Source organism: Streptomyces sp. B6B3, from assembly GCF_039871525.1.
Classification (GTDB): domain Bacteria; phylum Actinomycetota; class Actinomycetes; order Streptomycetales; family Streptomycetaceae; genus Streptomyces.
In genome coordinates this window covers 594,335-606,272 of the sequence record NZ_JBDPLU010000001.1, presented here as the reverse complement: position 1 = coordinate 606,272, position 11,938 = coordinate 594,335, and the positions used below count along the sequence as shown (strand labels likewise).

Annotated in this window: 11 protein-coding genes; 3 read left to right on the top strand and 8 right to left on the bottom strand. The window is 72.6% G+C overall.

Annotated features, from left to right (window positions below; translation table 11 throughout):
• Positions 1-10: 10 nt before the first annotated feature.
• Genes ABGB06_RS02595 through ABGB06_RS02570 form a run of 6 tightly spaced genes read right to left on the bottom strand, consistent with a single transcriptional unit; the run spans position 11 to position 9,018 of the window.
• A complete protein-coding gene (locus ABGB06_RS02595; protein WP_347584966.1) occupies positions 11-910 on the bottom strand; it encodes an ROK family protein in 900 nt (299 codons plus the stop codon).
• The gene (locus ABGB06_RS02590; protein WP_347584965.1) at positions 907-2,607 is read right to left on the bottom strand and encodes a hypothetical protein; all 1,701 of its coding nucleotides are present in this window, start codon (positions 2,605-2,607) and stop codon (positions 907-909) included. Before ABGB06_RS02590 ends, ABGB06_RS02595 begins: the two co-directional genes overlap by 4 nt.
• Before the next feature lie 43 nt (positions 2,608-2,650).
• Positions 2,651-5,860 carry an alpha-mannosidase gene (locus ABGB06_RS02585; protein ID WP_347584964.1) on the bottom strand — a complete coding sequence of 1,070 codons (3,210 nt, stop codon included), beginning with the start codon at positions 5,858-5,860 and terminating at the stop codon, positions 2,651-2,653.
• A 50-nt stretch (positions 5,861-5,910) separates the two neighbouring features.
• Entirely contained in the window at positions 5,911-6,723 is an 813-nt protein-coding gene (locus tag ABGB06_RS02580) for a carbohydrate ABC transporter permease (RefSeq protein ID WP_347584963.1), read from the bottom strand.
• 25 nt (positions 6,724-6,748) lie between these two features.
• Entirely contained in the window at positions 6,749-7,723 is a 975-nt protein-coding gene (locus tag ABGB06_RS02575) for a sugar ABC transporter permease (protein WP_347584961.1), read from the bottom strand.
• Positions 7,720-9,018, bottom strand: coding sequence for an extracellular solute-binding protein (locus ABGB06_RS02570; protein ID WP_347584960.1), 1,299 nt, complete (start codon positions 9,016-9,018; stop codon positions 7,720-7,722). The genes ABGB06_RS02575 and ABGB06_RS02570 overlap by 4 nt, the downstream gene beginning before the upstream one ends.
• A 154-nt stretch (positions 9,019-9,172) precedes the next feature.
• On the opposite strand from ABGB06_RS02570, the gene ABGB06_RS02565 reads away from it, so the two are divergent.
• From ABGB06_RS02565 to ABGB06_RS02555, 3 genes are all read left to right on the top strand, one after another.
• Positions 9,173-9,481 (top strand): hypothetical protein, encoded by a 309-nt coding sequence (locus ABGB06_RS02565; protein ID WP_347584959.1) that lies wholly within the window; start codon positions 9,173-9,175, stop codon positions 9,479-9,481.
• The gene (locus ABGB06_RS02560) at positions 9,478-9,879 is read left to right on the top strand and encodes a type II toxin-antitoxin system VapC family toxin (protein ID WP_347584958.1); all 402 of its coding nucleotides are present in this window, start codon (positions 9,478-9,480) and stop codon (positions 9,877-9,879) included. Before ABGB06_RS02565 ends, ABGB06_RS02560 begins: the two co-directional genes overlap by 4 nt.
• 169 nt (positions 9,880-10,048) lie before the next feature.
• The gene (locus ABGB06_RS02555; RefSeq protein ID WP_347584957.1) at positions 10,049-11,266 is read left to right on the top strand and encodes a CapA family protein; all 1,218 of its coding nucleotides are present in this window, start codon (positions 10,049-10,051) and stop codon (positions 11,264-11,266) included.
• Positions 11,267-11,286: 20 nt separating this feature from the next.
• Here the strand turns inward: ABGB06_RS02555 and ABGB06_RS02550 are convergent, their stop codons facing one another.
• Both ABGB06_RS02550 and ABGB06_RS02545 read right to left on the bottom strand, forming a co-directional pair.
• A complete protein-coding gene (locus ABGB06_RS02550) occupies positions 11,287-11,634 on the bottom strand; it encodes a type II toxin-antitoxin system PemK/MazF family toxin (protein ID WP_347584956.1) in 348 nt (115 codons plus the stop codon).
• The gene (locus ABGB06_RS02545; protein ID WP_347584954.1) at positions 11,621-11,851 is read right to left on the bottom strand and encodes an antitoxin; all 231 of its coding nucleotides are present in this window, start codon (positions 11,849-11,851) and stop codon (positions 11,621-11,623) included. Before ABGB06_RS02545 ends, ABGB06_RS02550 begins: the two co-directional genes overlap by 14 nt.
• Positions 11,852-11,938 lie beyond the last annotated feature (87 nt).

Sequence of the window (11,938 nt, the reverse complement as noted above, 5' to 3'; positions counted from 1 at the left end):
CCTCCCCGTCTCACTCCTCGTGGCCTCGCGCGGCGGCCAGCGCCGCGCCGATCAGGAGGGCGTCCTCGCCCAGCCGGGCCGCGGTCACCGCGGGCCCAGCACCCCCGAGCCCGTCCCGCAGGGCCGGGGCCACCAGATCCCAGGACCGGGCCATGGAGCCGCCGACGACCAGCACGGAAGCACCGAAGGAGTCTAGGCTCGGCGCGAGCGCGGTGCCAAGCTCGGCAAACGCCTCGGCCAGCACCCGGGCCGCCCGCTCCTCCCCCGCCCTGGCGCGGTCGGCGACGTCCCGCACGTCCACGTCCGCGTCGCCCCCGGGCCCGCCGTAGCGGGCCAGGATCGCGCGCCGGGAGACCGAGTCCTCCAACGGGCGGCCGTGCAGCGTCAGCAGGTCGGCGCGGCCCTCGGGCGGCAGCCCGGGCTCGTCCACCCGGATCCGTCCGTCGGCGAGGAACGCCGAGCCCACGCCGGTGCCGAGGGTGATGCCGGCGCAGCGGCGGTGGCCGCGGGCGGCCCCGGCGTGCGCCTCGCCGATCAGGAACGCGTGCGCGTCGTTGCGGAACGCCGTGCCGGCGGGGCGGCCCGGCAGGCCGGCGCGGAGCGCGGCGCCCACGTCCACGCCGTTGAGGGCGTCGAACTTGCCGACGTCCGCGTACCGCGCGACGCCGGTCGCGTAGTCGAAAGGTCCTGGCACCGCCACGCCCCACACCGCGCCCGCCGGGATCTCCGGCAGCGCGGCGGCGCAGTCGAGCAGCGCGCCGAGGACGTCGGCGGCCGGGCCGTGCGCGTCCAGGGGCCGGCGGACCCGGCCGCGCACCTCGGCGCGGTCCGGGCCCAGCAGGTCCACCAGGGCGGCGGTGACGTGGGTCCCGCCGACCTCCAGGACCGGGACGGTCGGGGAGCCGGTCACCGCACCAGCGCCTTCACGACCCGCACCGGGCCGCCGGTCGGCACCAGCCGGTAGCCGCCGACCGCGGCCGGCACGGTCAGCGTCTCGGCGAACGACAGGCGGTGCCGGTCGCCCGCCGCGGTCTCCACGGTCACGCCGTCGCCCTCCACCACGTTCAGCACGTGGAACCGCCCCGCGGTGTCGTCCTCCGCCACCGCGTCGGCGGCGACGGTGAAACGGCGCACCTCGTAGAACATCTCCGGCAGCGCGCCGAGCAGTTCCTCGGACCAGCCGTCGCCCTCGCGCAGCGTGCGCGGCGCCGGCACCAGATCGCGGGCCACGGCCTCGCCGCGCCGCTCGGTGTCGAGGTTGGCGAAACCGTGCTCGTACGGCAGCGGGCGCGGGTTGCCGTCGGCGTCCGGGCGCTGCCAGTCGTAGAACCGCAGGCTGTAGAGGTACGGGGTGGCGCTGATCTCCAGCACCAGGTTGCCGGCGCCGCTGGCGTGCGGGGTGCCGGCCGGGATCAGGTACAGCTGGCCGCGTTCGGCCGGGAAGGTCAGCACGTGGTCCTCGGGGCGCATCGGCACGCCCTGGGTGGCGGCCTTCTCCACCTCGGTGCGGAAGAGCGCCACGTCGGCGTCCTCGCGGAGGCCGAGGAAGACCCGGGCGTCCGGCTCGCCGAGCGTGAGGTAGTACGTCTCGTGCTGGGTGTAGGGCCAGCCGAAGCGCTCCCGCATGTACCGTTCGCGCGGGTGGCAGTGCACCGAGAGGTTGCCGCCGCCGACCGTGTCCAGGTAGTCGAAGCGGATCGGGAACGAGGTGCCGAACGCGGCGTGCACCGGCGCGCCCAGCACCTCCTCCGGGTGCAGCACGCACATCAGCTGGAACGGCACCTCCACCTCGGCGTCGGGCCCGGTGCCGACGAGGATGCCGGCCTCCGGGGCGATCAGCTCGTAGCCGAGCGCGGTGTTGCGCGCGTCGGGGTTGAAGCCGAGCTCGCGCTGCGCCCAGTGGCCGCCCCAGGGCGTGGCGTTGAAGAACGGCCGGGTGCGGACCGGGCGGCGGGCCAGGTCGGCGAGCGTGGCCCGCAGGCCGGCGCCGTCCAGCAGCGCCGGCCGGTCGGGGCGTTGCACGTCCAACCAGCCGTCCAGGCGGCCGGCCAGCGCGTCCCTGTGCCGGTCGAGCATCGGCCAGTCCACGTAGAACAGCCGGCGCACGTCGGCGGGTTCACCGGGCAGGCCGAGGTTGACGCCGCCGCCGGAGACGACCGCCGCCTCGGCGAACCGCTTGGGCGCGTCCGCGTACCACAGCACGTCGTGCTCGACCAGCGCCGCGCCTGGCCCGTAGACCAGCAGCGGGCCCGCGTCGGGTCCGTCCTGGCGCTCCGGGCGGGGCACGGCGTCGAAGAGGTCGTCCAGCGGGTTCCCGGCCAGCCGGTGGTAGTACGGGTCGGCGGCGTCCTCGGCGCTGACGGTGCGGCGCCGGACCTCGGCGGGCGGGGCGTAGTGCTCGCGCACGTCGAGCGTCCGCGCCGCCGCGCCGCCGCGCGTGGCCAGCTCGCGGGACAGCCGGTCGGCCAGCGCAGGCCAGTCCAACGTCGGCGGTCCCTCCACCGCCACCACCACGGGGCCCGGGGGCAGCGTCGCGGCGATGTCGCGCCAGCCGGTGGCCAGAACGGCCTGCGGCGCCGGTGGGTAGCGAGGGTCGAGCCGGTACACGCGTTCTCCTTGGGTGTCGTTGCGATGTGGGGCTACGCGCCGGTCAGGCGCGCTTCAGCAGCACCGCGGTGGTGCCGAGGGCCGGGATCTCCACCCTCGTCTCGTCGTCGGTCAGGGTCAGTCGGCCGCCCGGGGTGCCGAGGAAGTCCGCCCGGTGCGCGGTCGCGACCGGGAAGCCCACCCGGACCGGGCAGCTGACGGGGGTTTCGGCGAAGGACTGGAGCCGCAGCAGCACCGCGTCGGCCTCCCCCTCGCCCTGGGGCACCGTGAGGGCGCCGACCAGCCGGACCCGGGGGTCGCCCAGTTCCGCGAACGCCAGCGCGTGCGACGCGTCGGCGCCGTCCGCGGCCTCCCCGCGGGCCCGCACCGCGTGCAGCGGCCGGCTGTACGCGGCCGCCGTCCGCGCCCCGAGCCCGCCGGCCTCCTCGGTCGGCGCGCAGGCCAGGCTGTACCGGTAGACGAACTCGAAGGCCTGCTGGCTCGGGAAGTTGGTGTCCCAGAGGTTGTTGTGGATCCAGGAGAAGACCGTCGCCGGCTCGTCCTCCTCCAGGGTCTTCGGGAACGGCGCGTAGGGCAACGCGATGTTGCCGAACTGCACCAGCGGCGCGTCCTGCGTGGACCAGGCCACGGTCAGGTCGTCCTCGGCCAGGGTCACCCAGCGGCGCACCGCCCGCATGTGCTGCGCCGAGCCCGGCACCACCGGCAGGCCGCTGCCGGTCGCGCCGCCCGAGGCCTCCATCCGCACCACCGGCTCGGTGAACGCGAACGGGAAGGAGAAGTACGCGCTCTCCTTGCCCAGGGTGGCGTCCTTGTCGACCTGGTTCTCGATGTCCAGGCGGGCGATGCCGTGCGGCAGGCGCAGCGTGGTGCGCACCCGGTTGGCGCCCGCGGGGTGCGTCTCGTAGGTCAGCGTCTCGGCGACGGCCGTGGACTGGCGGTCCAGCAGCGCGGCCGGCGGCGCCACCGCGCGGGAGCCGAGGTGCTCCAGCCGGTCGGAGGCGGTGGTGCGGCTGGAGTTGTGGTTGAAGCCGCCCGAGGTGGTGTAGCGGTCGTGCACGTAGCCGTTGAAGCCGACCGTGGCGTCCGCGCCGACCAGCTCCCGGCCGGTGGCCTTGTCCACGACGGACGCGACGCAGGCCCGCGCCAGGTCGACGCGCACCCGCAGGTACTCGTTCTCCAGCACGGTGGCGTCGGTCCTGGCCAGGGCCGCCGCCGCGGTCTCGGCCGGGTCCGTCCGGTCGGAGCCGCCGGTCGGGTTCCAGCCCGTGGCGGTCTTCAGCACCGTCTCGTCCTCCTCCGCGACCTCGCTGGTCTCGGCGAGCGGCCGCACGTCGAGACGGACCGAGCCGGCCGCCGGCACGTCGGGCACCCGCAGCAGCAGGAACCGCCCGGCGTCCCGGTGCGTGTCGTTGACCTGCGCCTGCTCCTCGTGCTCCAGGCGCGCCCCGGTGCGGCCGTCGTGCACGGCGACCGCCTGTTCCAGCGGCACGCTGGACTCCGGCAGGAAGATCTTCACGACCTCGGTGCGGGTCCAGGAGCAGGTGTTGACGACGTGGAAGCTGGCCGCGGCGTCGTCGCCCCTGGCCAACCGCTGGCCGAGGCGGGCGGTGGCCCGCCGCAGCAGCGACTGCCCGTCGTCGTGCGCCCGCCTGGCCTGGCCGTACTTCCAGTGCCACTGGTCCTCGCCGGAGTGGCCGTGGTCGTGGCCGTGCGTCCACGGGTCGCCGGCGCCCCAGGTGTGCTCGTCGAACAGCGACACCGCCTCGTACACGGGCGCCGCGTCGCGGCTGTCGTCCGCCGCGCCGGACGCGCCGAGTATCCCGGCGAAGGTGCCGATGGTCTGCGCGTCGGCGACCACGCCCTGCGCGGTGCGGGCCAGGGACAGCGGGTACGCGCCGGAGCCGACGCCGTCGACCCACCAGTCGGTCCAGTCGCCCTCGAAGGTGCGGATCTGGTCGCCGAGCCGCTGTTCGGCGTCGGCGAAGAAGTCCTCGTTACGGGACAGCCGCAGCTGCGGGTAGGCCCAGGTCTCGTTCCAGCGGCGCACGGTGTCGGCGATGATCCGGCGGGGCGGCGCGTTATCGCCGAACTTGCCCTGCACCCGCAGGTGCAGGACGTCCCACGGGTAGGGCTCGCGGGCGATGTCCTCGGCGTCCATGGCCCAGCCGAAGATGCCGCCCGGGTACGGGTAGGGGTTGCTGGCCAGCGACGTCAGGTAGGCGGGGAGCAGGTCGTCCACGCTGCCGTAGTCGGTGTCGAAGCCGAGCAGCGGCCCCTCCATGTACGCCAGGCCGTGCGGGGTGTCGGTCATCCACACCAGCACGCTGTTGCCGCTGGGCGCGCGCCAGCGGAACAGCCGCGGCAGGTTCTCGCCGCCGACCAGGTGCGGCACCGAGCGGCCCGCCCAGTTGTGGGCGACGGACAGGTACTTCACGCCGGCCGTGGACAGCGCGTCGACCAGGCCGACGACGTGCCCCGGCACGTCGGTCTGCATCGCCGAGGTGAACGGCAGGCCGAAGCGCTCGTTGACCTCCTTGGCGAGCCGCATCAGCTCGTGCAGCTCGTCCGTCGAGCAGGTCTCGGAGTGCAGGTTGAACGGCATCGCGGTCAGCTCGATGCGGCCCTCCCGCACCCGGCGGACGAACTCCTCGACCTGTTCGGCCGGGCGCGCGGCGGCCCACTGCTGGAAGGACCACAGCGACTCGACGCACCAGCGGAACCGCGACTCCTCCGGCCAGGAGTCGGTGACGCCGGTCAGCTCCAGGCAGGAGTCGAGGAACGACAGGTGCTCGGCGAGCACCGTGCCCTGCGGGTCGGTGTAGCCGATGTCGAGATGCGAGTGGTGCACCAGGTGGATGGTCCACTGGCGCTGCGGGGTGAGGGTGACGTCGACGCCGCCGGCGCCCGGGGTGTCGGGCAGGCCGACGGTCACCTGCTGCGGCTCGTCCACGGCCGGGACCAGCAGCCGGATCGAGCCGTTCGGCCCGTCCAGCCGCTCCACGGGCAGCGCGGTGCCCCCGGCGGTGCGGACCTCCAGACGCTCGGGCAGCGCCGCGCCGTCCGGTCCGGCGACCTCGACGCGCAGCGACTGCAGCAGGCCACCGCCCGTGGCGCGGCGCAGCAGCGGCTCCTGGGCCAGGCGCAGGGTGATGCCGTTCAGGGTGCCCTCGGCCGAGGCGACCGAGCCGCGCAGGCTGGCGCGGATCCGGTCGTTGTCCCAGGCTGCGGTGCGAACGAGTGCACGGGTGGTCATGGGGAATCTCTCCGTCGCGATGGTGCGGGTGGTGAGGCGGGGTCAGGGGCTCAGTGGGCGCTCGCGGTGATGCCGCGCAGGAACAGGCCGCGGAACACCAGGAAGACGATCAGCGTGGGCAGCGAGACGATCATGGCGCCGGCCAGGATCACCGGCGGCCCGGACGAGCTGTAGGCGTTGTTCAGGGTGGTCAGGGCGGCCATCACCGGCTGGATCTCCGGGCTGCGGCTCAGCGTGATGCCGAACAGCAGGTCGTTCCAGACGGCGGTGAACTGGAAGATGAACGCCGCGCCCAGGCCCGAGCGCAGCAGCGGCACGTGGATCTGCCAGAAGATGCGCCGGAACGACGCGCCGTCCAGCATCGCCGCCTCGGTGACCTCGGGCGGCATGGTGGTCATCTGGTTGCGGATCAGGAAGAAGGCGAACGGCACCGCCCACGCGGCGTAGATGAGCATCAGGCCGAGGCGGCTGTCGTAGAGGTTGGCGTCGGCGTACATGCCGAACAGCGGGGCGAGGAAGATCTGGAGCGGGAAGACGGTGCCGGAGTAGATCAGCCAGAACCAGGCCGCCGGCTTCGGCAGCGGCAGCACCACCACGGCGAACGCGGCCATCGCGGCGACCAGCACCGCGGCCAGGCCGCAGACGGTGGCGTACAGCAGCGAGCTGAGGAAGCTCTCGCCGATGCCGGCCACGTCCCAGGCCTCCTTGAGGTTCCCCCACAGCGCCATGTCCTGCGGCACCCAGTCGGGTTCGCCGGTGTAGCCGGTGGCGGGGGTGAGGGCGTTGACGACCAGCAGGTACAGGGGGATCAGCCAGAGCAGCACGCAGCCGATGACGAAGACGTTGCGCAGAGCGCGTCCCATGGTTCTTCTCCTTCTCTGCGCGCGCTCAGTCGCCGCGGTCGGCCGACGGCATCTGGCGGCGCAGGTACAGCCAGGCGCAGGCCACGACGATGACGGACAGGACCAGGGCGATGGCGGAGCCGTAGCCGACGTGGAAGAGGCGGAACGTCTCGCGGTACATGGTCAGCGCGAGGGTCTCGGAGGACCGGGAGGGCCCGCCCTTGGTGAGGATCCAGATCATGTCGAACGCCTTGAGGCTGTTGACGATCGCCATGCCGACCACGACCACGGTCACCGCCCGCAGCTGGGGCAGCGTGATGTAGCGGAACATGGTCCAGCCCGAGGCGCCGTCCAGTTCGGCCGCCTCGATGGTCTCCCGCGGGATGGCCCGCAGCCCGATCGCGAACAGCACCACGTTCAGCCCGGTGGCCTGCCAGGTGCTGGCGACGATCATGGCGATGGTGTTGTGCGGCCATTCCAGCAGCCAGGCGTGCGTCAGGCCGCCCAGGCCGATGGCCTCCAGCACCTGGTTGACGGCGCCGTCCGAGGTCAGCATGAAGTTCCACAGCACGGCGGTGGCCGCGCCGGAGATGGCGTAGGGCAGGACGATGATCAGCTGGGCCACGCCGCCGAACCGCAACCGCTGGGTGGCGACCGCGATCAGCAGGCCGAGCAGCACCGGCAGCAGCAGCGTGCCGGCGACCCAGAACAGGGTGTTGAGCACCGACCGGCCGAAGATCGGGTCGTCGGCCAGCCGGGCGTAGTTGTCGAGGCCGATGTAGTGGCTGGTGAAGCCGTTGTCCTCGAAGAGGCTGCCGTAGACGCTCCGCAGGAACGGGTAGAGCAGCAGCACGCCGACCAGGGCGAGCGCCGGCAGCACCCAGGGCACGCCGGACAGGGGACCGCCGGCGCCGCCGCCGGTGGGGCGCCGCACGCCCTGGTGCGGGGTGCGCACCGGAACCCGGCGGCGCGGTCTGGGAGTCGCGGCGGCCCGGGCAGGGGCCGCGGGGGTCGCGGTCATATCTGCTCCGCCTCCCGCCAGACCTGCCACGCGTCGTCCGCGCGCTCCTGCATGGTCGCCAGCACCGAGCGGTAGGAGCCCGGGTCGAGCAGGAAGCCGGCCAGGTCGTCGACCGTGGCCTCGACCAGTTCGGGTGGCCCCAACTCCCAGAAGCGGTTGAGCATCCACAGGTCGTTCTCGTCGACCGTGCGGGCGATGCCCTCGATCATCGGGTTGGCCGGGGTGACCGTGGGGTTGGGGGAGCCCTCCTGGAGGGTGCCGGTGAACGCGGCCGAGACGTCGGGGTGCAGCCAGGAGCCGACCGCCTGCAGCGCCTCGTTCTTGTCGGGGCCCTTGACCGTCGCGACCAGCGCGCTGCACTCGATGATCATGGCGGGCCTCGCCTCCGGGTCGGCCATGGGCAGTACGAAGGCGTCGATGTTGCCGCCGGGTTCGCCACCGACCGCCGTGAAGTTCGGGGTGAAGAAGGTGCCGCCGGGCATCATGCCGACGGTGCCCTGCACCACGCCCGCGGCGGCGTCCGCGTGATTCATGTCCATGGCGGTGAACCAGTCGTTGTCGAAGAACTCCACGATGGTGCGCATGGCGCGCTCCGTGCGTGGATCGGTGTACTTCTCGCGGCCGTTCATGAGGTCGACGTAGAACTGCGGGTCCTGGCGGCTGAGCACCTCCATGAACCAGATGAACGCGGGCCACCGGCCGTCGGCCGTGCCGTGCAGCGGTGTGATGCCCGCGCGTTTGAGGGTGGTGCAGGCGTCGAGGAACTCGTCCCAGGTGGTGGGCGCCGCCAGACCGTGCTCGGCGAAGACCTCGGTGTTGTAGAAGAAGACCCAGTAGGCGAGGTTCATCGGCAGCCCGAAGACCCGGTCGTCGTGGGTGAACATGCTGCGCAGCGACGGATCGACCCAGCCCCGGCCCACGGCGTCGTCCCAGTGGGCGGTCAGGTCCTCGATGCCGCCGGTGCGGGCGAGGTCCCGCAGGCGGTAGCCCGACCAGTACTTCAGCATGTCGGGCGTCTTGTTAGTGCGCAGCGAGGATTTCACGATCTGCTCGAACGACTCGAGCGAGGGAATCACCTCGGGCACCAGTTCGACGCCGTTGACCGTCTTCATGGCCTTGCCGGCCTCGGCGATGGGGGCCTCCCAGCTCACGTTGTCGCCGGTGAGGCCCACCTTTCCCGGCGGCTGACTGGAGGCGGTCGCGCACGCCGAGGCCAACGCTCCACCCACGGTCGCCGCGAGCAGACTGCGGCGACTGATATCGGATCTGGGCAGGGGAAAACGACTACGTGACACGGGCGGCTCCTTCGACCTGGCGTGCATGTTATCGTTAACACATGCCGTGCACCCTCCCCCGCCGCCGGCCGCGCTGTCAAGGGTCGGAGCTCGGAAACTTTTCGGGCGGGGAGGTGAGCCCTCGCCCCACGGGGTGGGCATGTAAAATGCATGCATGGTCGCACTGCAAATTCGTGACGTGCCGGAGCCCGTGCGGGACAAACTGGTCGCCCGCGCCCAAGCCAACGGCCAGTCGCTCCAGGCCTTCCTGCTTGATCTGGTCACGCAGGAGGCGTCGTTCGTCGACAATCTGGAGCTGATCCGAGAACTCAACGCCCGATCATCCGGCAGCAGCGTGACCGCAGACGACGTGCTGGCGGCGCTGGATGAGGTTCGTGCCGAGCGAGCCGAGGCCCACGGCATCCCCATGGGGTCCACCGGGATCGATCACCCGGAGCGGCGACGCGGCAGTGGCGCCGCGTGATCGTTGTCGACGCATCGGTGGCCGCGCTGCTGTTCGCCGACCCAGCCACCGAGCCCCGGGTCAAGGCAGCACGCGCCGCCCTCTCCCGCGACCCGGCCTGGCTGGCGCCCGAGCACTGGAAGACTGAGGTGCTCAGCACGCTGCGAGGGCTCTGGTTGGGCGGCCGGATCACAGCGGAGCAGGCGCGTTACGCAGTGGAGAGCATCCCGCGCATAGGGGTCCGCGTGGTGCCGACCGACGCACTTCTGTCCCGAATGTGGGAGTTGAGGGCCAACGTCAGCGGCTATGACGCCGCGTACGTCGCGGCGGCCGAGGCGCATGGCTGTGCGCTGGTGACGGCGGACGCACGACTGGGTCGCGCGAAGGCGGCGCGCTGCCAGATCGACGTCGTCCGCTGACGGACCAGCCCACTGATCGGAGCAGTCGACGGGCCGCCGCGGTGCGCCCGACGGGTGGTCGGGGTGGGCCGGTGGGGGGAAACGTGGGGGTGGTGCGGGGAGCCGGCATGGTTTCGGGTGCAGGGACACGATGTCCGCTTTTCATCTCATATGAGGATGGAGCACCATCGTGTCCCCTGTCCGACGTGCCCAAGCCGCCCGGCGCCGCTGGATAGCATGCGCCGTCGCCGCCGCGCTGGGCTCGCTCGCCGCGTGCGGAGACGAGTCCGACGGCGAGTCGAGGCCCGCCGCCGAGGCCGCCGAGGTCGCCGAGGTCGCCGAGCCGGAGGCCCTGTCCGGGACCGGCGCCGAGCCGTTCACCCTGGTCGCGACGGGCGACCTGCTGATACACGACTCGGTCATCCGGCAGGCGGCCACCGACGCCGGCACCGTGGGCTACGCCGCGGACGACTACGAGTTCGGCACCATGCTGGCGGGCGCCAGGGACGTGGTCGCCGACGCCGATCTCGCGCTGTGCCACATGGAGACCGTCTACGGCGCGGACGGCGGCCCGTACTCCGGATATCCGCTGTTCACGACGCCGCCGCAGATAGCCGAGGCCGTCCGGGACGTCGGCTACGACTCGTGCTCGACCGCCTCGAACCACACGCTGGACGACGGCCCCGACGGGGTGGCCCGCACCCTGGACGCGATGGAGCTGGCCGGGCTCGGACACGCCGGATCCGCGCGCACCGAGGGCGAGGCCGGCGAGCCGACGCTGCTGCGGGCCGGCGACGCCACGGTCGCGCAGCTCGCCTACACCTACGGCACCAACGGCATACCGGTCCCCGACGGCCAGCCCTGGCTGGTCAACCTCATCGACCCGGAGCGGATCGTCGCCGACGCCCGCGCGGCCCGTCGGGCCGGCGCCGACGTGGTGGTGGTCAGCCTGCACTGGGGCACCGAGTACCAGGAGGCGCCGGACGAGCTGCAGCTCTCGCTGGCCGAGGAGCTCACCGCCTCGGCCTCCGACGGGCGGCGCGACATCGACCTGATCATCGGCACCCACGCGCACGTGCCGCAGGCGTACGAGAAGGTCAACGGCACCTGGGTGGTCTACGGGATGGGCGACCAGCTGGCCGGGGTGATGAACGACCCGCGCGGCCAGATGAGCTCGGCGGCCCGTTTCACGTTCGCCCCGCCGGCGGCCGAGGGCGAGCCGTGGCGGGTGGAGCGGGCGGAGTACATACCGTTCGTGGTGGACAACGACCCGATCGCCGTGGTGAACCTGCCGCGCGCGGTGGAGCGGGACCCGGCCCGCGCCGACCACGCCGCGACCCTGAAGACCATCAGCGACGCGGTCCTCTCCCGCGACGCGGCCGAGGACGGCCTGGTCATGGGTCGGTGAGCCGGGCTGTCGCCCATCGGCTACAGCGCCAGGTGACGCCGCAGTGCCGAGTCGACCTCCACCATCCGCTGCCGGGGCACCCCACCGACACGATGGCGCACCCGTTCCGGGGTGATGGCGCGGACCTGCTCGCACTGTGCCTTGGAGTCCTTGGCGAGGTCGCATTCGTCGGCTGCCAGGAACACCTGGAAGGCACGCACCCGAGAGGCGTTGGAGGTCAGTGGGACGACCGTGATCACGCCCCTGCCAGTGCGCTCCGCGGCGCGGTTGGCCGCGTCGTTGGAGACGATGACGGCTGGACGGGTCTTGTTCGCCTCGCTGCCCCGCGCCGGCTCGAGGTCGACCAGGTAGATGTCACCTCTGCGCATCGTCGAGCCCGTCCGCCGTCGTCGCGTCCCAGAGCGCGGCGTCCTCGCTGCTGTCCCACTCCTCGAACGCCTCCGCGTACTCCGCCTCCAACTCGGCGGCACGCAGCGACTCGATCGCGGCGTGTATCACCGCGGATCGGGATTCCGTATCGGTGCGGGCAGCGTACGCGTCGACAAAGGCGATGTCCTCACGGGGCAGGCTCACACTGATCTTCACACCTACGATCCTACCCGGGTAGGACTCACGATGCTACCCGCAGGCTTCCGTCGGCCCGTCACCGCTCACCGCGCGGGGGCGACGTCG

What these genes read in the sequence shown, in the direction of transcription:
- ABGB06_RS02585 (WP_347584964.1), bottom strand. Translation starts at nt 5,860, where the DNA reads ATGACCACCCGTGCACTCGTTCGCACCGCAGCCTGGGACAACGACCGG.
- ABGB06_RS02580 (WP_347584963.1), bottom strand. Translation starts at nt 6,723, where the DNA reads ATGGGACGCGCTCTGCGCAACGTCTTCGTCATCGGCTGCGTGCTGCTC.
- ABGB06_RS02575 (WP_347584961.1), bottom strand. Translation starts at nt 7,723, where the DNA reads ATGACCGCGACCCCCGCGGCCCCTGCCCGGGCCGCCGCGACTCCCAGA.
- ABGB06_RS02565 (WP_347584959.1), top strand. Translation starts at nt 9,173, where the DNA reads ATGGTCGCACTGCAAATTCGTGACGTGCCGGAGCCCGTGCGGGACAAA.
- ABGB06_RS02550 (WP_347584956.1), bottom strand. Translation starts at nt 11,634, where the DNA reads ATGCGCAGAGGTGACATCTACCTGGTCGACCTCGAGCCGGCGCGGGGC.